The organism is Saccharopolyspora ipomoeae (assembly GCF_029952525.1).
Classification (GTDB): Bacteria; Actinomycetota; Actinomycetes; order Mycobacteriales; family Pseudonocardiaceae; genus Saccharopolyspora; species Saccharopolyspora ipomoeae.
In genome coordinates, this window is sequence record NZ_JASAOF010000006.1 from 43,243 (window position 1) to 63,238 (window position 19,996).

The 19,996-nt window shown below is 71.4% G+C and carries 20 protein-coding genes and 1 riboswitch; of the genes, 17 read left to right on the forward strand and 3 right to left on the reverse strand.

Annotated features, from left to right (window positions below; genetic code table 11):
* The first annotated feature begins 9 nt into the window (after positions 1–9).
* The 3 genes from QFW96_RS12610 to QFW96_RS12620 are packed head-to-tail and all read left to right on the forward strand — an operon-like array spanning position 10 to position 2,597.
* Positions 10–1,635, forward strand: a complete 1,626-nt coding sequence (locus QFW96_RS12610; protein WP_281455793.1) for a (2,3-dihydroxybenzoyl)adenylate synthase — start codon at positions 10–12, stop codon at positions 1,633–1,635.
* Between the two features lie 39 nt (positions 1,636–1,674).
* Complete coding sequence (locus tag QFW96_RS12615) at positions 1,675–2,328, forward strand: isochorismatase family protein (protein ID WP_281455794.1); 654 nt, start codon at positions 1,675–1,677, stop codon at positions 2,326–2,328.
* 32 nt (positions 2,329–2,360) lie between these two features.
* Entirely contained in the window at positions 2,361–2,597 is a 237-nt protein-coding gene (locus tag QFW96_RS12620) for a phosphopantetheine-binding protein (protein ID WP_281455795.1), read from the forward strand.
* A gap of 57 nt (positions 2,598–2,654) precedes the next feature.
* Here the strand turns inward: QFW96_RS12620 and QFW96_RS12625 are convergent, their stop codons facing one another.
* Both QFW96_RS12625 and QFW96_RS12630 read right to left on the reverse strand, forming a co-directional pair.
* Positions 2,655–4,262, reverse strand: coding sequence for a beta-N-acetylhexosaminidase (locus tag QFW96_RS12625; protein ID WP_281455796.1), 1,608 nt, complete (start codon positions 4,260–4,262; stop codon positions 2,655–2,657).
* 118 nt (positions 4,263–4,380) lie between these two features.
* Positions 4,381–5,235, reverse strand: a complete 855-nt coding sequence (locus QFW96_RS12630; protein ID WP_281455797.1) for an NAD(P)H-binding protein — start codon at positions 5,233–5,235, stop codon at positions 4,381–4,383.
* Between the two features lie 119 nt (positions 5,236–5,354).
* Here QFW96_RS12630 and QFW96_RS12635 point away from each other — a divergent pair, with 119 nt between their 5' ends.
* Entirely contained in the window at positions 5,355–5,936 is a 582-nt protein-coding gene (locus tag QFW96_RS12635; RefSeq protein ID WP_281455798.1) for a TetR/AcrR family transcriptional regulator, read from the forward strand.
* A 12-nt stretch (positions 5,937–5,948) separates the two neighbouring features.
* On the opposite strand, the gene QFW96_RS12640 is transcribed toward QFW96_RS12635, so the two are convergent.
* On the reverse strand, positions 5,949–7,829 hold the full coding sequence (locus QFW96_RS12640; RefSeq protein ID WP_281455799.1) for a propionyl-CoA synthetase: 1,881 nt from the start codon (positions 7,827–7,829) through the stop codon (positions 5,949–5,951).
* Between the two features lie 334 nt (positions 7,830–8,163).
* Here QFW96_RS12640 and QFW96_RS12645 point away from each other — a divergent pair, with 334 nt between their 5' ends.
* The 13 genes from QFW96_RS12645 (at position 8,164) to QFW96_RS12705 (ending at position 19,991) form a co-directional block, all read left to right on the forward strand.
* The gene (locus QFW96_RS12645; protein WP_281455800.1) at positions 8,164–8,409 is read left to right on the forward strand and encodes a hypothetical protein; all 246 of its coding nucleotides are present in this window, start codon (positions 8,164–8,166) and stop codon (positions 8,407–8,409) included.
* A 150-nt stretch (positions 8,410–8,559) separates the two neighbouring features.
* A complete protein-coding gene (gene clsA, locus QFW96_RS12650) occupies positions 8,560–9,243 on the forward strand; it encodes a cardiolipin synthase ClsA (protein WP_281455801.1) in 684 nt (227 codons plus the stop codon).
* A gap of 100 nt (positions 9,244–9,343) precedes the next feature.
* On the forward strand, positions 9,344–9,727 hold the full coding sequence (gcvH, locus tag QFW96_RS12655) for a glycine cleavage system protein GcvH (RefSeq protein WP_281455802.1): 384 nt from the start codon (positions 9,344–9,346) through the stop codon (positions 9,725–9,727).
* A 118-nt stretch (positions 9,728–9,845) separates the two neighbouring features.
* Complete coding sequence (garA, locus tag QFW96_RS12660) at positions 9,846–10,313, forward strand: glycogen accumulation regulator GarA (RefSeq protein WP_281455803.1); 468 nt, start codon at positions 9,846–9,848, stop codon at positions 10,311–10,313.
* Between the two features lie 398 nt (positions 10,314–10,711).
* The gene (locus QFW96_RS12665) at positions 10,712–11,188 is read left to right on the forward strand and encodes a bifunctional nuclease family protein (protein ID WP_093422794.1); all 477 of its coding nucleotides are present in this window, start codon (positions 10,712–10,714) and stop codon (positions 11,186–11,188) included.
* A 281-nt stretch (positions 11,189–11,469) separates the two neighbouring features.
* The gene (locus tag QFW96_RS12670) at positions 11,470–12,045 is read left to right on the forward strand and encodes a MerR family transcriptional regulator (RefSeq protein WP_281455804.1); all 576 of its coding nucleotides are present in this window, start codon (positions 11,470–11,472) and stop codon (positions 12,043–12,045) included.
* Between the two features lie 96 nt (positions 12,046–12,141).
* Positions 12,142–12,244, forward strand: a riboswitch (glycine riboswitch).
* 164 nt (positions 12,245–12,408) lie between these two features.
* On the forward strand, positions 12,409–15,294 hold the full coding sequence (gene gcvP / locus QFW96_RS12675) for an aminomethyl-transferring glycine dehydrogenase (RefSeq protein WP_281455805.1): 2,886 nt from the start codon (positions 12,409–12,411) through the stop codon (positions 15,292–15,294).
* An 84-nt stretch (positions 15,295–15,378) separates the two neighbouring features.
* Entirely contained in the window at positions 15,379–15,648 is a 270-nt protein-coding gene (locus QFW96_RS12680; protein WP_281455806.1) for a HesB/YadR/YfhF-family protein, read from the forward strand.
* Between the two features lie 225 nt (positions 15,649–15,873).
* Positions 15,874–16,542: an energy-coupling factor ABC transporter permease gene (locus QFW96_RS12685; protein ID WP_281455952.1), complete on the forward strand. Its 669-nt coding sequence runs from the start codon at positions 15,874–15,876 to the stop codon at positions 16,540–16,542.
* A complete protein-coding gene (locus QFW96_RS12690) occupies positions 16,539–16,874 on the forward strand; it encodes a PDGLE domain-containing protein (RefSeq protein WP_281455807.1) in 336 nt (111 codons plus the stop codon). Before QFW96_RS12685 ends, QFW96_RS12690 begins: the two co-directional genes overlap by 4 nt.
* 1 nt (position 16,875) lies before the next feature.
* Positions 16,876–17,643, forward strand: coding sequence for a cobalt ECF transporter T component CbiQ (gene cbiQ / locus QFW96_RS12695; RefSeq protein ID WP_281455808.1), 768 nt, complete (start codon positions 16,876–16,878; stop codon positions 17,641–17,643).
* A complete protein-coding gene (locus tag QFW96_RS12700) occupies positions 17,640–18,425 on the forward strand; it encodes an energy-coupling factor ABC transporter ATP-binding protein (protein ID WP_281455809.1) in 786 nt (261 codons plus the stop codon). The genes cbiQ and QFW96_RS12700 overlap by 4 nt, the downstream gene beginning before the upstream one ends.
* Positions 18,426–18,491: 66 nt before the next feature.
* Complete coding sequence (locus QFW96_RS12705) at positions 18,492–19,991, forward strand: class I adenylate-forming enzyme family protein (RefSeq protein ID WP_281455810.1); 1,500 nt, start codon at positions 18,492–18,494, stop codon at positions 19,989–19,991.
* Positions 19,992–19,996 lie beyond the last annotated feature (5 nt).

A 19,996-nucleotide genomic window follows, 5' to 3' on the forward strand; every position in this document is an offset into this window, starting at 1 on the left:
ACAATCACCATGATCGCGAATCTGCCAGGCGTGACGCTCTGGCCCGACGAGTTCGCCGAGCGGTACCGCGCCGCAGGGTACTGGCAGGGCTACACCTTCGGCCAGATGCTGCGGGTGCGCGCCACCAAGCACCCCGACCGGGTCGCCGTCGTCGAGGGCGAGCGCCGGATCACCTACGGCGAGCTGGACTCCCGCGCCGACCGGCTGGCCGCCGGGCTGCGCGAGCGCGGCATCGGCAAGGGCGACCGGGTCGTCGTGCAGCTGCCCAACGTCGCCGAGTTCTTCGAGGTCTGCTTCGGCCTGTTCCGGCTCGGCGCGGTCCCGGTGTTCGCGCTGCCGTCGCACCGGATGACCGAGATCTCCTACTTCTGCGAGTTCAGCGAGGCCGCCGCCTACATCACCGTCGACGCCGAAGCCGGGTTCGACCACCGCGCGCTGGCCGCCGACGTCGTCGCCAAGCAGGAGGGCCTGCAGGTGTTCGTCGTGGGCGACGCGGGCGAGTTCACCGCGCTGTCCGAAGTGGACGCAGATCCGGCCGAGCTGGACGAACCCGTCCCCGGCGACGTCGCGTTCCTGCAGCTCTCCGGTGGCAGCACCGGCGTGCCCAAGCTGATCCCGCGCACCCACGACGACTACATCTACTCGTTCCGCGCCAGCAACGACCTCTGCGGCGTCACCGAGGACACCGTCTACCTGGTGGCGCTGCCCGCCGCGCACAACTTCCCGATGAGCTCGCCCGGCACCTTCGGCGTGCTGCACGCGGGTGGCCGCGTCGTGCTCGCCCGGCGGCCCAGCCCCGACGAGGTGTTCCCGCTCGTCGAGAGCGAGCGGGTGACGCTGACCGCCGCCGTGCCGCCGCTGGCGCTGCTGTGGCTCGACGCCGCCGCCGAGACCTCGCACGACCTGTCCAGCCTGGAGGTGCTGCAGGTCGGCGGCGCCAAGTGCAGCGAGGAGGTCGCCCGCCGGGTGCGCCCGGTGCTCGGCGCGACGCTGCAGCAGGTGTTCGGGATGGCCGAGGGCCTGGTCAACTACACGCGGCTGGACGATCCCGAGGACGTCATCGTCAGCACGCAGGGACGGCCCATCTCGGCCGACGACGAGGTGCTGGTCGTCGACGACGAGGACAACCCGGTCCCGGCGGGCGAGACCGGGCACCTGCTGACCCGCGGCCCTTACACCATCCGCGGCTACTACCGGGCCGACGAGCACAACGCGCGCGCCTTCACGCCCGAGGGCTTCTACCGCACCGGTGACGTCGTCCGGTTCACCGCCGAGGGCAACATCGTCGTCGAGGGCCGCGCGAAGGACCAGATCAACCGCGGTGGCGAGAAGGTCGCCGCCGAGGAGGTGGAGAACCACCTGCTGGCCCACCCCGCCGTGCACGACGCCGCCGTGGTGTCCATGCCGGACGACTACCTGGGGGAGCGGACCTGCGCGTTCGTCGTGCCGCGCGGCACCGCGCCCAAGGCGCGGGAGCTCATCAAGTTCGTCCGCGAGCGCGGCCTGGCCGGGTACAAGGTGCCCGACCGCGTGGTGTTCGTCGAGCAGTTCCCGCAGACCGGCGTCGGCAAGGTCTCCAAGCGCGACCTGCGCGAGGCCATCAGCCGCGAGCTCGTGCCGAAGCTCGGCCGCTGACAACGACTTTCCACGCAACAGATTGTGAAGGGGGAGCCCGTGGCGCTTCCGAGCATCGCACCCTACCGCGTTCCGCAGGCCGAGGAGCTGCCCGCCAACAAGGTCTCCTGGCGGCCGGACCCGGCACGCGCGGTGCTGCTGATCCACGACATGGAGCGGCACTTCGTCAACGCCTTCGCCCCCGGCACCGACCCGCTGATCCAGGTCGTGCCGAACATCGCGCTGCTGCGCGAACGCGCCCGCGCCGCAGGTGTTCCGGTGGTCTACTGCGCCCAGCCCGGCGGGCAGACCCCCGAGCAGCGCGGGCTGCAGCTGGAGTGGTGGGGGCCCGGAGTCGCCGATCCCGCGATGGAGGCGATCATCGACGAGCTGGCGCCCGGCGCCGGTGACGTCCAGCTGACCAAGTGGCGCTACAGCGCCTTCCAGCGCACCGACCTGCGCGAGCGGATGCGGGAGTGGGGCCGCGACCAGCTGATCATCACCGGCATCTACGCCCACATCGGCTGCCTGATGACGGCCTCGGAGGCCTTCCAGCAGGAGGTCCAGGCGTTCTTCGTCGCCGACGCGGTCGCCGACTTCTCCCGCGCCGACCACGACATGGCCGTCTCCTACGCGGCCCGCAACTGCGGTGTCGTCGACACCACCCGGAACCTGGTCGGCGACCTCGTCGCGCCGGAATCCGAAGTCGCCTGAAACCGACCACCACAGCAGGAGAATCCCGGAAGATGCCCGACAAACTCACCCTCGAAGCGGTCCGCGAGCAGGTCGCCGAACTCCTCTACGAGGACCCCGCCGAACTGGCCGACGACGAAGACCTCATCGACTGGGGCCTGGACTCGGTCCGGATCATGACGCTGGTGGAGCAGTGGCGCAAGCAGGGCGTCCAGATCACCTTCGCCGACCTCGCCGAGCGCCCCACCCTGGCCGACTGGTGGCAGGTCATCGAGCCGAAGATCGGCTGACCGCGCTCGCGGGAGTCGGCGGGGAGGAGGCCGACTCCCGCGGCGGTGCCGCTGGGCCTACTGGGCCCAGGGGATCTGCGGGCTCCGGTAGAAGTCCTGGCCGGCGGCCTGCCAGCGCGGGCCTTGCGCGGCCAGCCTGCCCCGGAACGACTCCCAGTTCAGGGATCGCTTCGGGGACCAGCCGAGCTCTGCGATGGCCGGGAGGCGCGGGAAGGCCATGAACTCGATGTGCTGCGAGGTCTCCAGGGTCTCGCTGAACATCGGCGCCTCCACGCCGAGGACCGACTCCTCCGGCACGCCCAGGTGGTCGGCCGGGTCCCAGCCGTAGGCGTCGGCGACCTCGATGAACCCGGCCCACTCCAGGCCCAGCGGCGTGTTCTCGTCGTACTTCATGTCCATGTAGGACTTGTTCGCCGGCGACGCCAGGACCTTGTTGCCGCGCGCCACCGCCTCGTCGAGCAGCGGATCACCGTTGGTGGTGCCCCAGAACTGCAGCGCCGCGTCGCCCCGCGGGGCGGCCTTGCCGTACTCGTGCCAGCCCAGCGGCTTCTTGCCGTACTTCTCCACCAGCGGCAGCACCTTCGACATGAAGGCCACGTAGTCCTCGTCGGTGGTGGAGTGCGCCTCGTCGCCGCCGATGTGCAGGTACGGGCCGGGGGTCAGCGCCGCGACCTCGCGGATGACGTCCTCGACGAACCGGTAGGTCACGTCCTTGTTCACGCACAGCGAGCTGAACCCGACGTCGATGCCGGTGTAGGGCGGCGGTGCCACCCCGTCGCAGTTGAGCTCCGCGTAGGAGGTCAGCGCGGCGTTGGTGTGCCCCGGCATGTCGATCTCGGGGATGACGGTCATGTGCCGGGACGCGGCGTAGTCGACGATCTCGGAGTAGTCCTGCTGCGTGTAGAACCCGCCGGGCGTGCCGCCGACCTCCGTCCGGCCACCGACCTCGGTCAGCCGCGGCCAGCTGTTGATCTGCAGCCGCCAGCCCTGGTCGTCGGTCAGGTGCAGGTGCAGCCGGTTGATCTTGTACTTGGCGATCTGGTCGATGTAGCGCTTGACCATGTCGACGGTGAAGAAGTGCCGCGCGGGGTCCAGCTGCGCCGAGCGGTGCCCGAAGCGCGGCTTGTCGGTGATCTCGCCACCGGGCACCGTCCACGGACCCGGCTGCGCCGTCGCGCTCTCGACGCTCGCGGGCAGCAGCTGCCGCAGCGTCTGCACCGCGTTGAACAGCCCGTCCGGGCTGGTCGCGCGCACCCGCACGGCGTCGTCGGCGACCTGCAGCCGGTAGCCCTCCGGGCCCAGCGCCGGGTCGCCGTCGAGCGCCAGCGCGATGTCACCGGTGCCGGCCAGGGGGGAGTTGGGCAGTGCGGGGTCGGGCAGGGCGGGGTTGACCGGCACGGGGAATCCGGTCGAGGGCCGCAGCACGCCCGCCAGGTACTCGCCGACCTCGGCGGCCTCGCCCGGCGCCAGGATCGCGGTCCGCTCGGACAGCGCGAACTCGGCCGCCGGGTCCGGCGTCACCGATTCCGGCGCGGGCACGATGTTCTCCATCGCGGAGGGCGCCGGTTCGGCACCGGCCGGAACGACACCTCCCGCGGCCAGCAGAGCTCCGGCGACGACGGCCAGTCCGGCCCTCGCCGCCCTCGATCGGGGTCGTGCGCTCATCGTCGTGGCTCCATCCTCGGGGGAACGGTGACCACAAAGGTATAGACCAAAACAGACCGCGGAAGCGCCCGAACGGACGTATCGGACTGGCCGTACGCGCAGCGCCGGACGCGGCGGGTCACGCGGCGATGGTCTCCGCGAGCCGCTCGGCGACCGTGCGGGGTGCACGTCCGAGGAGTTCGGACAGCAGCGGATCGGCGTCCGCGAAGTGCCCGGCGCGGGCGGCCTCGTACCAGCTGAGCATGAACTCGGCGGCCTCCGGCGGCGTGCCGTTCGCGACCTGGTCGGCGATCCACTGCTGGTCGTCCAACACGACGCGCTCGACGGTGCGACCGGTGAGTTCGGAGGCGATCTCGGCCAGATCGTCCAAGGTGACGGCGGTCGGTGCGCTGAGCGTGACCGGGCCGTCGTGGTGGTGCTCGGCTGCCAGCACGATCGCGGTGGCCTCGGCGATGTCGGCCCGGTCGGTGTAGGGGACGGGGCCGTCGGCCGGCTGGGCGATCCTCCCGGTGCTCGACCACGGGCCGAGCACGTCGCCGAGCGGGCCGTAGGCGGCGTTGCGCAGGGAGGTCCAGGCGAGCCCGGAGTCGGCGAGCATCGCCTCGGTGGCGACGTGGATCTGCGACGCCGGGTAGGGGTTGTCCGGGGTGGCGGCGTGCTGACCGGTGTAGATCACCCGCTGGACGCCTGCGGCGACAGCGGCCTCGATCGCGTTGCCGTGCAGGTCGACGAGATCGGCCGTCGGGTCGTTGCCGGACACCACCAACACCTGTTCCGCGCCCTCGAACGAGTCCCGCAGCGACGCCGGGTCCTCGTAGGAGCCCCGCCGCACGCGGACTCCGCCGTCGGCGAGGTGGCCGGCCCTGCCGGGGTCGCGGACGCTGACGCCGACCCGCTCGGCGCCCAGGCGCTGGAGGAGGTGTTCGACGGTCGCGCCGCCCAACCCGCCGGTGGCACCGGTGACAACGATCATGGGCTTGCCCTTCCGCTCTCTAAGTTGACCACATGGGTCAATTTCGCCTCCGCCGCGACCGTAGGTAGATTGACCCATCGAGTCAACTTAGGGTCGCGACGGCGAGGGGCGGTGCGGGGATGAGCGGTGGAGCGCCTTCGACACCACGGCTGCGCGCCGACGCCCGGCGCAACGCCGACCAGATCCGGCGTGCCGCGATCGACTCCTTCCAGGGCCGTGGCCTCACGGTGCCGCTGGAGGAGGTCGCCAAAGCGGCCGGGGTGAGCAAAGCGACGATCTTCAACCGGTTCGGCGGGCGGATCGGACTCATCGACGCCGTCATCGAAGAGGTCGTCGCGGTCGAGCTGCAGGGCATCGTCGATCGGACGCGCGCCCTCGACGATCCCTGGGAACGGCTCGCGCACTACATCACCGCGATCCGCGACCTGCAGTACCGCCAACCCGCCTTCAACGACGCCATGCTGCAGGTCTACCCCGACGCGCAGAGCCTGGTGGAGATCTGCCGCATCGGAAGCGAGATCAACGACGAACTCATCGCGTCGGGCCGCGCTTCGGGGGCGGTGCGCGCGGAGTTCACCGCGGCCGACCTCCAAGCGCTGGTGCACGACAACGCGCTCGCCCTCAAGCACGGAACCCGCCCCCGCCGGGAGGACTACGACCGCCGCACCACCTTCCTGCTCGACGGGATCCGTGCGCGGTAGGGCCGGCCGGGACTACCCGTCCCCGCGCAGCGCCGGGCGCAGCTGGTCCAGCACCGACGGGTCCTCGATGGTCGAGGGGACGTTGGTGTCACCGCGGTCGGCGATCTCGCGCATCGACTTGCGCAGGATCTTGCCCGAGCGGGTCTTGGGCAGGCCGTCGACGACCGCCACGTCGCGGAACGCCGCCACCGGGCCGATCTGCTCGCGCACCGCCGCCACCAGCTCCTCGCGCAGCGTCTCGGTCGCGATGTCCACACCGGACTTGAGCACCACGAACCCGCGCGGCACTTGACCTTTCAGCTGATCGTGCACGCCGATCACCGCGCACTCGGCCACCGCCGGGTGCGCCGCCAGCACCGCCTCCATCGAACCCGTCGACAACCGGTGCCCGGCCACGTTGATCACGTCATCGGTGCGGCCCATGACGAACACGTAGCCGTCGGCGTCGACGTAGCCGTTGTCGCCGGTGAGGTAGTAGCCGTCGTAGCGCGACAGGTAGGACTCGCGGAACCGTGCGTCGTCGCCCCACAACGTCGGCAGGGTGCCCGGGGGCAGCGGCAGCTTCAAGCAGATCGCGCCGTCGGTCTCCGGCGGCAGCGGGTTGCCCGCCTGGTCCAGCACCTCGACCTCGAAACCCGGCACCGGCACCGTCGGCGACCCCGCCTTGACCGGCATCGGCTCCAGCCCGCGCAGGTTCGCGCAGATCGGCCAGCCCGTCTCGGTCTGCCACCAGTGGTCGATCACCGGTACGCCCAGCTGCTGCGCGGCCCAGTGGTAGGTCTCCGGGTCCAGCCGCTCACCGGCCAGGAACAGCGTCTCCAGGCAGGAGAGGTCGTGCTCGGCCATGAGGCTGCCGTCCGGGTCGACCCGCTTGATCGCCCGCAGCGCCGTCGGTGCCGTGAACAGCGCCTTCACCCGGTGCTGGGCGATGACCCGCCAGAACGCGCCCGCGTCCGGCGTGCCCACCGGCTTGCCCTCGTAGACCACCGTCGTCGCCCCGGTCAGCAGCGGCGCGTAGACGATGTAGGAGTGGCCGACCACCCAGCCCACGTCCGAGGCCGTCCAGAAGACCTCGCCGGGGGAGATGTCGTAGATGTTGGCCATCGACCAGCGCAGCGCCACCGCGTGCCCGCCGTTGTCGCGGACCACGCCCTTGGGCTTGCCGGTGGTGCCCGAGGTGTAGAGCACGTAGAGCGGATCGGTCGCGGCGACCGGAACGCACTCGGCCGGTTCGGCGTCGGCGATCGCGTCCTGCCAGTCGACGTCGCGCGCGCCCATCTCGGCGCGCGCCTGATCGCGCTGCAGCACGATCACCCGGCCCGGCTGGTGCTCGGTGAGCCGCAGCGCCTCGTCGACGATCGGCTTGTACTCCACGACCCGGTTCGGCTCCAGCCCGCAGGAGGCCGCCACGACCACGCTGGGCCGGGCGTCGTCGATGCGCGCCGCCAGCTCCCTGGGGGCGAAACCGCCGAAGACCACCGAGTGCACCGCGCCGATGCGGGCGCACGCCAGCATCGCGATCGCCGCCTCCGGGATCATCGGCAGGTAGAGGACTACCCGGTCACCCCGGTTCACGCCCTGCGCGCGCAGCGCCCCGGCGAAGCGGGCGACCGCGTCCAGCAGCTCGCGGTAGGTCCAGGTCCGCACCACACCGGTCATCGCCGAGTCCCAGATCAGCGCGGGCTGCTCGCCCCGGCCGTCGCGCACGTGCCGGTCAAGCGCGTTGAAGCAGGTGTTGAGCTCGCCGTCCGGGAACCAGCGGTACATCGGCGCGGCGGAGTCGTCCAGCGCTCGCGTCGGCTCGCGGTCCCACTCGATGGCCGTCGCCGCGTCGAGCCAGAAGCCCTCGCGGTCGGTCAGGCTCCGCCGGTAGTTCTCCGCGTACTCACCCATTGCCCGACTACCTCCCGAGCGCGTCCACTGTGACAACGCCTGTGTAGTACCCCAGATCGGATCACTGCGCCAGAGGCCCGGGCGTCCGTTCGGCCGAAACGCGTTCGTCACGAGCGAAACATCGACGTTCGGATGAACGGACGAACGGAGTTCGGTCGCGCTCACCCCCGCTGCGGTTCGGCGACGCCGCGCGGCCGCTGGGCGCGGCGGGTGCGTTCTCGGCGCGACAGCACGACTTCCAGACCCCACAATCGGCGGCGAGCCGATGGCCGGGCTAACACCGAGGTGTCCCGCGCCGACAAATGAATCGGAGGTGCTACGAACTATGGGCACGATGGAACCGGCAGAACCCTCCAAGACCACGCGGTCGGCGACCGCCACGCTCGACGGCGCGCCGACCGCTGAGGAGTCGCACGATCTCCCGACCGCGCCGTGCAGCGTGGTGTGGAGCGGCGGTCACTCCTACGTCCGCGAGGGGAGCGCGGGCGCCCGCTGGGCGGGCGTGGACGATCGCGGCAGAGCCCGGTTCCTCACCGATGCCGAGTTGCGACGGCGCGGCTGGAGCCGCACGCGGGACTGACGTGCACCGGATCTTCCCGCGTCGCGGGACCTCCGGGCACCGGCTGGCCGCCAGGTGGGTTGTGCTGCCGATATGAGACCCTGATCGGGTCAGGATGCACAGGTGTGCACCCGTTGCGGGACAGCGCGCACAACCATTCAGGGGAGGCTCGTGGTGCAGGACGCCGAGCGCACCACGGAAAACACCACGAGCGGCTCGCAGGCCGAGACGGGTGGACCCGGCGATCCGGGCCTGGACCGGATCCGCGAGGTCGCCCGCGGGGTGTGGGCCGATCCCTGGTGGACGCTGCCGAACCTGCTCAGCGTGATCCGCCTGGCCGGCGTGCCGGTCTTCCTCTGGCTGCTGCTCGGGCCGCAGGCCGACCTGCTGGCGCTGCTGGTCCTGGTGGTCAGCGGCGCCACCGACTGGCTGGACGGCAAGCTGGCCCGCTGGCTCAACCAGTACAGCCGCATCGGCGAGCTGCTCGACCCGGCCGCCGACCGGCTCTACATCGTCGCCACCCTGATCGCCTTCGTGCTGCGCGACGTCATCCCGTGGTGGGTCGCGGTCGCCCTGGTCGGCCGCGACGTCGTGCTCACCCTGTGCCTGCCGGTGCTGCGCTGGCACGGCTACGAGCCGCCGGAGGTGCACTACCTCGGCAAGGCCGCCACGTTCTGCCTGATGTACGCGTTCCCGCTGCTCCTGCTGGTGCAGGACGACTTCACCGGGGCCGACGTGGTCCGGCCCATCGCCTACGCCTTCACCGCCTGGGGCGGGGCGCTGTACGTGTGGGCGGGCATCCTCTACCTGGGCCAGGTCATCGCCGCCGTGCGGGGAGCCCGCACGCGGACCTGATCTTGCCTGCGCGTCGTCTTGCGGCCGTCGGCGGCCGGTGAATACGCTCGCCGCGTCGATCACTCGGCACCTTGCACACGGCGGACGAAAGGCGGGACCAGTGGCGGCCCCGGAGATCAAGTACACCGAAGAGCACGAGTGGGTCCAGCGCGTCGGTGAGGACACCGTGCGCATCGGCATCACCGACTACGCCCAGCAGCAGCTCGGCGACGTGGTGTTCGTCCAGCTTCCGGAGACGGGGCAGCAGGTCGCCGCCGGTGACTCGATGGGCGAGGTGGAGTCGACCAAGAGCGTCTCCGACATCTACGCCCCGGTGACCGGTGAGGTCACGGCGGGCAACACCGCGCTGGAGGAGCAGCCGGAGTTGGTCAACTCGGATGCCGCGGGTGACGGCTGGATGGTCGAGATCCGGCTCGCCGACCCGGACCAACTGGCGGGTCTGCTCGACGCCGAGGCCTATCAGAACCTGATCGACCAGGCATGATCGTCCGACGCGGCGGCGTTCGTGCGACGATGTCGGGAGTCGCTCGTCACGGGGCTGTCCAGGCACGGTACGTTGGGCGCATACTTGGCACGATCTATCCGCGTAGAGGAGAGCTCAGGTGAGCCAAAACAGCGGCTTCGGCGATGTTCCGCCGGAGCAGTCACCGGAGACCACCTCGGTCTTCAGGCCCTTCCTCTCGGAGCAGGAGAGCACCGAGAGCGCGGCCCCGGAGCCTGCCGCCGCGTCCGGGGTCGATGCGCTGCCCGCGGGTTCCGCCCTGCTGGTGGTCAAGCGCGGTCCCAACGCGGGTTCGCGGTTCCTCCTGGACCGCGAGACCACCAGCGCCGGACGCCACCCGGACAGCGACATCTTCCTGGATGACGTGACGGTGTCCCGGCGGCACGCCGAGTTCCGCCGCGAGGGCAACGACTTCGTGGTCGTGGACGTGGGCAGCCTCAACGGCACCTACGTGAACCGGGAACCGGTGGACACCTCGGTGCTCGCCAACGGCGACGAGGTGCAGATCGGGAAGTTCCGCCTGGTGTTCCTGACCGGGCCGATCGATGGGGGCCAGGGCGGCCGCTGAGGCCGCCGAACAGGGCTTTGTCAACCCGTCAGCGGGGCGGCGCCGAGCGGCGCCGCCCCGCTGACGCATGAGGCAACTGCGCCGCCCGCGCGCGGACGTCCTCCCCGCACCGGGAATTTCCCGGGACCACAAGCGGTTTCCACAGCACAGCGGGGGATTTCCGATGGAGTCGGTGATCTCCCGCGCGGTGTATCGTGCAGGGTAATGCTCGACGACGAGCTCAGCCGGCGGTCCGGGCCGCGAGCCCCGATTCGCAACGACCGCGACGGTGGGCGGTCCGCTGGGACCGCCGGTGGGAAAGGGCGTGTCCGCCGTATCGCGGGTAGCGTCGGAGGCGTCGGTGCGGGACCCTCGACGGGGAAGTCACGCTTCGGCGCGCTGGAGGAGGCGATGTGACGATGAGCAGCGAGATGCGCGTCGTCGGCGTGCGAGTGGAACTACCGGCGAACCAGCCGATCCTGCTGTTGCGCGAGGCCGAGGGCGAGCGCTACCTGCCGATCTGGATCGGGTCGGTGGAGGCGACGGCCATCGCCCTGGAGCAGCAGGGCGTGCGGCCCCAGCGGCCGCTGACGCACGACCTGCTCAAGGACGTCATCGGCGCCCTGGGTCGCGATCTGGAGCAGGTGCGGATCACGGATCTGCAGGAGGGCACGTTCTTCGCCGAGCTGGTGTTCGACGGCGATGTGCGGGTGTCGGCGCGACCGAGCGATTCGGTGGCGCTGGCGTTGCGGATCGGCGTGCCGATCCACGCCGACGAATCGGTCCTCGACGAGGCGGGGCTGATCATCCCGGACGAGCAGGAGGACGAGGTCGAGAAGTTCCGCGAGTTCCTCGACTCGGTCTCCCCGGAGGACTTCCGCGGCGCCGACACGTAGGCGCCGGCACGCAGCAGGACCAGCCCTGCTGGGCCGAACAGACCACCCCGGCCCCCGAGTTGCGCGAGCGGCTCGGGGGCCGGATCTCGTGCGAGGCGAACGCGGGCTCACGTCCCCCGCGCGTCGCGTTGACCCGCCTGCTGAGCGGGCCTACCTTCGGAAGTACGCGAATTGCCCCGGTGTGATTCAGCCGGTGTACGGCTTCGCGGCCCTGGATCAGAAGCGGTCCGGGAGCTGGTGATCGTCGTCGTCGGCTGCGGGCCGGACGAGGGGAGGCAGGCGTGGTGGAGCAAGCAGCGAACGCGGATGACGCTGCGGAGCAGGGTGAGCTGTTCCCCGACGCCTCGGCCCCCGACGAGCTGGTCGGTTACCGCGGGCCGGCGGCCTGCCAGATCGCGGGCATCACCTACAGGCAGCTGGACTACTGGGCGCGCACCAAGCTCGTCGGCCCGTCCATCCGCGGCGCGGCCGGATCGGGTTCCCAGCGGCTGTACTCGTTCAAGGACATCCTGGTGCTCAAGGTGGTCAAGCGACTGCTCGACACCGGGGTCTCGCTGCACAACATCCGGGTCGCGGTGGAGCACCTGCGCAAGCGCGGCGTGCAGGACCTGGCGAAGCTGACGCTGTTCAGCGACGGCACCACGGTCTACGAGTGCACCTCCGCGGAGGAGGTGGTCGATCTGCTCCAGGGCGGCCAAGGAGTGTTCGGCATCGCCGTCAGCGGCGCGATGCGCGAGATCAGCGGCACGATCCACGAGTTCCCGGCCGAGCGCGCCGACGGCGGCGAGAACATCGAGTCGTCGATGACCGACGAGCTGGCGGCCCGCCGCCGCGATCGCCAGGCCGAAACCGGCTGAACCCGGTCCGGTCGCGACCACCCTCGGCCATCTGTGCGGTAGACGACATTGATGGTCTGATAAGCGCGGTTGATCGGGTACTCTGAGCGCCATCGCCGACCCCGTGCGGGAGAGTCCGGTCCTGGCCTCGGCCAGGGCAGGCGCCGAAGGAGCAACTCTCCCCGACAACCTCTCAGGCCACCTGGACCGCACGGGCGAGATACCTCTGGAAAGCGGGCACACCCACCAGGTGCGCCCCGCCGACGGTGCAAGCCCGGTCCGCCGGGTGAAGCTCTCAGGCGTTCGCTTCGCGAACGGGGACAGAGGGGGAGAGCAGCGCAGAGCTGCCGCCCTTTGTTCGCCGCGATGAGTGAGGTTTTGGCGATGACCGACGCGACGCACGACCGCATCCCGCTGGCCGCGCTGGAGCACGGAAGGCCGTTCGCGGACCGCCACGTCGGGCCGATGCCCGCTGAGCTGGCCCGCATGCTCGACGTCATCGGCGTCGGCTCCCTGGAGGAGCTTGGCCAGAAGGCCGTCCCGGACACCATCCGCGAGTCCGACCTGCAGCTGGCCCTGCCGGACCCGGCCACCGAGACCGAGGCGCTGGCCGAGCTGCGCGACCTCGCCGGCCGCTGCACCCCGCACGCCGAGATGATCGGGCTGGGCTACTACGGCACGATCACCCCGCCGGTGATCCTGCGCAACGTGCTGGAGAGCCCCGCCTGGTACACCGCTTACACGCCCTACCAGCCGGAGATCTCGCAGGGCCGGCTGGAGGCGCTGCTGAACTTCCAGACGATGGTCGCCGACCTGGCCGGGGTGCCGGTGTCCAACGCCTCGATGCTCGACGAGGCCACCGCTGCGGCCGAGGGCATGACCCTGGTGCGCCGCGCGGGCAAGTCCAAGTCGCCGCGCTTCCTGGTCGACGCAGACACGCTGCCGCAGACCATCGCCGTCATCGAGACCCGCGCCGACCCGCTGGGCATCGAGGTCGTGGTGGCCGACCTGTCGGCCGGTGAGCTGCCCGAGGGCGAGTTCTTCGGCGCCCTGCTGTCCTACCCGGGCGCCTCCGGTGCGGTGCGCGACCACGAGGCGCTGATCAGCGCGATCCACGAGACCGGGGCGAAGGTCGTCGTGGCCGCCGACCTGCTGTCGCTGACGCTGCTGCGCGCGCCCGGTGAGATCGGTGCCGACGTGGTCGTGGGCTCCACCCAGCGCTTCGGCGTGCCGATGGGCTTCGGCGGCCCGCACGCCGGGTTCATGGCCGTGGCCAAGGGCCTGGAGCGGCAGCTGCCCGGTCGTCTGGTCGGCGTGAGCACCGACGTCGACGGGAACCAGGCCTACCGGCTCGCGCTGCAGACCCGCGAGCAGCACATCCGCCGCGAGAAGGCCACCAGCAACATCTGCACCGCGCAGGTGCTGCTGGCCGTGGTCGCCTCGATGTACGCGGTCTACCACGGCCCGGACGGGCTCAAGGCGATCGCGACCCGCGCGCACCGGATGGCGAGCGTGCTCGCCGAGGGCCTGCGCCGCGGTGGTGTCGAGGTCGTGCACGCGGAGTTCTTCGACACCGTCCTCGCGCGCGTCCCGGGCAAGGCCGACGAGGTGCTGGCCGCGGCCCGCCGGGCCGGGGTGAACCTGCGCCGCGTCGACGCCGACCACGTCGGCATCAGCTGCGACGAGACCACCACCCGCGCCCACCTGGCCGCGGTGTGGGACGCCTTCGGTCTCGCCGGTGACGTCGACGCCCTCGACGCCGAGACCCCGGACTCGTTGCCGGGCGCGCTGGCGCGCACCTCCGAGTACCTGACGCACCCGGTGTTCCGCACCCACCGCTCGGAGACCTCGCTGCTGCGCTACCTGCGGCAGCTGTCGGACAAGGACATCGCGCTGGACCGCAGCATGATCCCGCTGGGCTCGTGCACGATGAAGCTCAACGCGACCGCGGAGATGGAGCCGATCACCTGGCCCGAGTTCTCCTCGCTGCACCCGTTCGCCCCCGCCGAGGACGCGGAGGGCCTGCTCAAGGTCGTCTCCGACCTGCAGGAGTGGCTCGCCGAGGTCACCGGGTACGACGCGGTCAGCCTGCAGCCCAACGCGGGCAGCCAGGGCGAGTTCGCCGGTCTGCTCGCCATCCGCGCCTACCACCACAACCGCGGTGCGTCCGCGCGCGACGTGTGCCTGATCCCGGCCAGCGCGCACGGCACCAATGCCGCCAGCGCCGTCATGGCCGGCATGCGCGTGGTCGTGGTGCGCTGCGACGAGCAGGGCAACATCGAGATGGAGCACCTGCGCGAGCTGGTCGGCAAGCACGCCGAGGACCTCGCCGCGATCATGATCACCTACCCGTCGACGCACGGCGTCTACGAGGACACCGTGCGCGAGGTGTGCGGGCTGGTGCACGACGCGGGCGGCCAGGTCTACGTCGACGGCGCGAACCTCAACGCGCTGATCGGCCTGGCCCGGATGGGCAAGTTCGGCTCCGACGTCTCGCACCTGAACCTGCACAAGACGTTCTGCATCCCGCACGGCGGAGGCGGTCCGGGCGTCGGCCCGATCGGGGTGCGCGAGCACCTGGCGCCGTTCCTGCCCAACCACCCGCTGCAGCCCGCGGCCGGTCCGGAGACCGGTGTCGGCCCGATCAGCGCCGCCCCGTGGGGCAGCGCCTCGATCCTGCCGATCTCCTGGGCCTACGTGCGGATGATGGGCGCCGAAGGCCTGCGCCGCGCGACGCTGACCGCGGTCGCCTCGGCCAACTACGTGGCCCGCAGGCTCGGTGAGTACTTCCCGGTGCTCTACACGGGTGCGGGCGGCTTCGTCGCCCACGAGTGCATCCTGGACCTGCGGCAGATCAGCAAGACCAGCGGCATCACCGTCGACGACGTGGCCAAGCGGCTCGCCGACTACGGCATCCACGCCCCGACCATGTCGTTCCCGGTCGCGGGCACGCTGATGGTCGAGCCGACCGAGAGCGAGAACCTCGCCGAGCTGGACCGCTTCTGCGAGGCGATGATCGCGATTCGCGCCGAGATCGACAAGGTCGTCGCCGGTCAGTGGCCGGCCGACGACAACCCGCTGGTCGGGGCTCCGCACACGGCGGCCAGCCTCGCCCAGGAGTGGCGCCACTCCTACTCCCGCGAGGAGGCCGCCTACCCGCTGGGCACCGACGCGATCAAGGTGTTCCCGCCGGTCCGCCGGATCGACGGGGCCAAGGGCGACCGGAACCTGGTGTGCTCGTGCCCTCCGTTGGAGGCCTACCAGAGTTGAGTCGGCGGGTCGGTTTGCGCGCGCGGTCGCGGCGGTGACACGGTGGCCACTTCAACCGACCGGCTCCGAGAGGAGTTGAGCACCATGCTCACCATCAGTGAGAGCGCCGTGGAGGTCATCAAGCTCGTCCTCGTCGGCGGCGACTCTCCGGCCAGCTCGGGCTTGCGCATCGCGCCGGCCGGCGAGGGGCTGCAGGCGTCGATCGCCGAGGCACCCCAGGAGGGTGACGAGGTGATCGAGGAGAACGGGGTCCGGGTCTTCCTGGAGAAGGAGGTCGCCGAGCTCCTCGGTGACAAGACGCTCGACGCCGAGAAGGACAGCAGCGGCGAACTCGCGCTTGCCGTGCGCGACTGATCTGCTCGCGGGACGGGCCCGCAGAGGGCCTCAGTCCGGTTCTTGAGCCGTCGACCCGGGTGGTATGCCCGGGTCGACGGCTTTTTCGCACAGGATTGCGACGAGCGCCTCTTGCCAGCACCTGGTGATAGCGGGTGATCGGCAACTACCCTGGACCGGCGGTAGTCCCGGCGGGGGACGTCCGGTTCGGGGAGAGGATGGCCAGTGCCGACCACGACGCTCGCGATGCACATGAGCGACGGGCTGCTCAACGCTCGGACGGCGGTGCTGTTCGCCGTCGTGGCGATAGCCGGCCTCGCGGTGGCGCTGGTGCGCGCGCGGGCCGATCTCGACGACCGCACGGCCCCGATGGCCGGGCTGGTGGCGGCGTTCGTGTTCGCCGCCCAGATGATCAACTTCCCGGTGCTGCCGGGCGTCAGCGGGCACCTGCTGGGCGGGGCGCTCGCCGCGATCCTGGCCGGACCGTGGGTCGGCGCGCTGTGCGTGGCGATCGTGCTGGTCGTGCAATCGCTGCTGTTCGCCGACGGCGGCCTGACGATGCTCGGCGCGAACATCACCAACATGGCGCTGATCGGCACCGCGGTGGGCTACCTGGTCGCGCTGGCGCTGCGCCGCTTCGCCGCGCGCAGCCGGGCCGGGCTGCTGACCACCGCGTTCGTCGCCGCCTGGGTCAACACCGTGCTCGCCTCCTGCGGTTTCCTCGTCGAGTACGCCATCGGCGGTGACGCCGGGTTCAGCCTGCCCGCGGTGTCGGTGGCGATCGTCGGCGTGCACTGCCTGATCGGACTCGGCGAGGGGCTGATCACCGCGGCCACCGTCGGCGCCGTGGCCGCCGCCCGCCCTGATCTCGTGCACCTGCTGCGCGGTGCCCGCACCCAGGAGGTCGTCCGATGAAGCGGTTCCTGCTGATCTTCGCCCTGGTCGTGCTGGTCGTCGCCGGTGGCGTGGCCTACTTCGCCGACTCCGACCCGGACGGCCTCGACTCGGTCACCCAGCAGGGCTGCTCGGTCGTGCGGACCGAGCAGGGCGAGTCGCTGGAGGGCAAGTGCATCGCCCAGCACGCGGGCGACCACGCGCTCGGCGACGGCCCGCTGGCCGACTACACCGTGGGCGGCGACGACCGGTTCACCGGCGTCGCCGGGATCATCGGGGCCGCGGTCACGCTGGCCGCGGCCGGAGGCCTGTTCTGGGGGCTGCGCCGCCGATCCGGGTCGGGGGAGGCCTGAGATGGGTGCCGGGCACACCCACGCCCTGCACCTGCCCGGTGCCACGGCGCTGCACCGGCTCGACCCGCACGTCAAGATCACCGCCGCGTTCCTGCTGGTCCTGTGCGTGGTGGCGACCCCGCGCGAGCACTTCTGGGCCTTCGGCGGTTACGCGGTCGTGCTGGCCGCGCTGGCGGCCGCCGCCCGGATCCCACCGCGCTGGATGCTGACTCGGCTGCTCATCGAGGTCCCGTTCGTGGTGCTGGCGCTGCTGCTGCCGTTCACCGCGGGCGGTCCGACCACCGACTTCGCCGGGTTGGGGCTGTCCACCGAGGGGCTGCTGGCCGGGTTCAACATCCTGGTCAAGGGCACGCTCGGCCTGGGCACCTCGCTGCTGCTGGCGGCCACCACCGCGCCCCGCGAGATCGTGCTGGGCCTGCAGCGGCTGCGCGCGCCGAAGCTGGTGATCACCATCATCACGCTGATGCTGCGCTACGCCGAGGTGATCGTCGCCGAGGCCGGGCGGATGCGCGTCGCCCGGATCTCCCGGGGGCACGACCCGCGCTTCGCCTGGCAGGTCGGGGCGACCGCCCGGGGTGTGGGTAGCCTGTTCATCCGCTCCTACGAGCGCGGCGAGCGCGTGCACCTGGCGATGCTCTCGCGCGGCTGGAGCGGCGAGATGCCCGAGCTCGAACCGGCTCGCCGCACCTCGTGGAAGACGTGGAGCCTCGGTCTGACCGCGCCCGCCGCGGCGGCCGTCGTCCTGGGGGTGTCGTGGTGGACCGCGTGACCGAGCAGCCCGCTGCCGCGGAGCAGCCCGCCGTCGCGGGCGGATCGCCGGCCGCACCGGCCCTGGAGATCAGCGGCCTGGCCCACTCCTACCCGGACGGGCACCGCGCGCTGCGCGGCGTGGACCTGCGGGTGGAGCCGGGGGAGCGGGTCGCCGTGCTGGGGCCCAACGGCGCGGGCAAGACGACCCTGACGCTGCACCTCAACGGGGTGCTGCGACCCACCTCCGGGAGCATCCGCGTCGGCGGTCTGCCGGTGGAGACCCGGCACCTCAAGGAGATCCGGCGCCGGGTGGGCCTGGTGTTCCAGGATCCCGACGACCAGTTGTTCATGCCCACGGTCCGCGAGGACGTCGCGTTCGGGCCCGCCAACTTCGGCGCCCGGGGAGCCGAGCTGGAGCAGCGCGTCCAGCAGGCCCTCGACGCCGTCGGGATGGCCGAGCACGCGCACCGCTCGCCGCTGCACCTCTCCGGCGGCCAGCGCAAGCGGGTCGCGCTGGCGGCGGTGCTGGCCTGCGAGCCGGAGCTGCTGGTGCTCGACGAGCCCTCGGCGAACCTGGAACCGGTGGCGCGCCGCGAGCTCGCGGAGGTCCTGCTCTCGGTCGGCCGGACGATGCTCATGGTGACCCACGACCTGCCCTACGCGCTGCAGCTGTGCCCGCGCAGCGTGATCATCGACGACGGCCGGGTCGTCGCCGACGCACCCACCGCCGAGCTGCTGGCCGACGAGGACCTGCTCGCCGAGCACCGGCTGGAGCTGCCGTTCGGGTTCCGGGTGCCGTGAGCGCTTGACCCGAATCATCCGGCGGGCGACCGTGATCGCGGTCGCACCCGACGGGGAGGTCAGGCGATGTTCGACAAGTCCGGCATCGAACGCGACGAGCGGGGCATCGCCCACTACACCGGGCTGCCGGACTCGCTGGTCGACATGCTGCGCGAGAGCGTCGAGCGGTTCGGCGACCGCGAAGCGCTGGTGGAGGTCGGCGGCGGACGGCTGACCTACCGCGAGCTGTGGCGCCGGTCCGCCCGGGTCGCCGGCGGGTTGCGCGCCGCCGGGATCTCGCGCGGGGACCGGGTCGCCAACCTGCTTCCCGCGGGCGTGGACTGGGTGCTGGCCTTCCTCGGCACCCAGCTCGCCGGGGCGGTCGCGGTGCCGGTCAACACCCGCTTCGCCCCGCCCGAGGTCGACTACGTGCTCACCGATTCCGGTGCGGCGTTCACCTTCCGGCCCGAGGAGCCGCTCCCGGACGGCGAGCCGCACGTCGTCGACGACCTCTCCCGCGACGAGGTCGCGGCGATCTTCTACACCAGCGGCACCACCGGGCTGCCCAAGGGGGCGATGACCACCCACGAGAACTTCCTGTCCAACGTGGAGAACGTCTGCCGGGTCAAGGGAATCGATGCTGAAACCGGTTGGCAGACGCGCAATCTCGTGTCGGTGCCGCTGTTCCACGTCACGGGCTGCAACACGCAGCTGCTGCTGCAGCTGTCCTTCGGCGGGGCGACCGTGGTCATGCCCAGGTTCGACGTGCGGCAGTTCCTGGAGGTGATCGCGGCCGAGCGGATCACCATGTTCACCACCGTGCCCGCGATCTACGCGCTGGCGCTCAAGCAGCCCGACTTCGCCGAGTTCGACCTCAGCCAGGTCCGCCACGTCTCCTACGGCGGCGCGCCGATGGCGCCCGCGCTGGTCGAGCGGATCAAGGCCGCGTTCCCGCAGGCCCGCGTGGGGAACGGGTTCGGGCTCACCGAGACCTCGTCGATCTCCACGTTCCTGCCGCACGAGCACTCGGTGGAGCACGCCGACTCGGTCGGGTTCCCGGCGCCGGTGGTCGACGTGGCGGTGCGCGAACCCGACCCGGACACCGGCGTCGGCGAGCTGCTGATCCGCGGCCCCAACGTGGTGGCCGGCTACTGGAACAAGCCGGAGGCCACCGCGGCGACGTTCGTCGACGGCTGGCTGCACACCGGAGACCTCGCGCGCGTGTCCGACGACGGGCTGGTGCACCTGGTCGACCGCGCCAAGGACGTCATCAACCGCGGCGGCGAGAACGTCTACTCCGTCGAGGTCGAGAACGCGCTGGCCGCGGTGCCGGGCGTGGTGGAGGCCGCCGTGGTCGGCGTCCCGGACGACGTGATGGGGGAGAAGGTAGGTGCGGTGATCGTCGCCGACGAGTCCTTCGACGCCGCGCAGCTGCCCGCACGCCTGGCCGACCGGCTCGCGGACTTCAAGATCCCGCAGTTCGTTCACCTCAGCGACCAGCCGCTGCCGCGCAACCCCGGCGGCAAGCTGCTCAAGCGCGACCTCCGCGGCACCACCGACTGGCAGGGCCCGCTCTGGGGCCGCTGATCGTC

What these genes read in the sequence shown, in the direction of transcription:
- QFW96_RS12610 (WP_281455793.1), top strand. Translation starts at nt 10, where the DNA reads ATGATCGCGAATCTGCCAGGCGTGACGCTCTGGCCCGACGAGTTCGCC.
- QFW96_RS12620 (WP_281455795.1), top strand. Translation starts at nt 2,361, where the DNA reads ATGCCCGACAAACTCACCCTCGAAGCGGTCCGCGAGCAGGTCGCCGAA.
- QFW96_RS12625 (WP_281455796.1), bottom strand. Translation starts at nt 4,262, where the DNA reads ATGAGCGCACGACCCCGATCGAGGGCGGCGAGGGCCGGACTGGCCGTC.
- QFW96_RS12630 (WP_281455797.1), bottom strand. Translation starts at nt 5,235, where the DNA reads ATGATCGTTGTCACCGGTGCCACCGGCGGGTTGGGCGGCGCGACCGTC.
- QFW96_RS12635 (WP_281455798.1), top strand. Translation starts at nt 5,355, where the DNA reads ATGAGCGGTGGAGCGCCTTCGACACCACGGCTGCGCGCCGACGCCCGG.
- QFW96_RS12640 (WP_281455799.1), bottom strand. Translation starts at nt 7,829, where the DNA reads ATGGGTGAGTACGCGGAGAACTACCGGCGGAGCCTGACCGACCGCGAG.
- QFW96_RS12645 (WP_281455800.1), top strand. Translation starts at nt 8,164, where the DNA reads ATGGAACCGGCAGAACCCTCCAAGACCACGCGGTCGGCGACCGCCACG.
- QFW96_RS12665 (WP_093422794.1), top strand. Translation starts at nt 10,712, where the DNA reads ATGAGCAGCGAGATGCGCGTCGTCGGCGTGCGAGTGGAACTACCGGCG.
- gcvP (WP_281455805.1), top strand. Translation starts at nt 12,409, where the DNA reads ATGACCGACGCGACGCACGACCGCATCCCGCTGGCCGCGCTGGAGCAC.
- QFW96_RS12680 (WP_281455806.1), top strand. Translation starts at nt 15,379, where the DNA reads ATGCTCACCATCAGTGAGAGCGCCGTGGAGGTCATCAAGCTCGTCCTC.
- QFW96_RS12685 (WP_281455952.1), top strand. Translation starts at nt 15,874, where the DNA reads ATGCACATGAGCGACGGGCTGCTCAACGCTCGGACGGCGGTGCTGTTC.
- QFW96_RS12690 (WP_281455807.1), top strand. Translation starts at nt 16,539, where the DNA reads ATGAAGCGGTTCCTGCTGATCTTCGCCCTGGTCGTGCTGGTCGTCGCC.
- cbiQ (WP_281455808.1), top strand. Translation starts at nt 16,876, where the DNA reads ATGGGTGCCGGGCACACCCACGCCCTGCACCTGCCCGGTGCCACGGCG.
- QFW96_RS12705 (WP_281455810.1), top strand. Translation starts at nt 18,492, where the DNA reads ATGTTCGACAAGTCCGGCATCGAACGCGACGAGCGGGGCATCGCCCAC.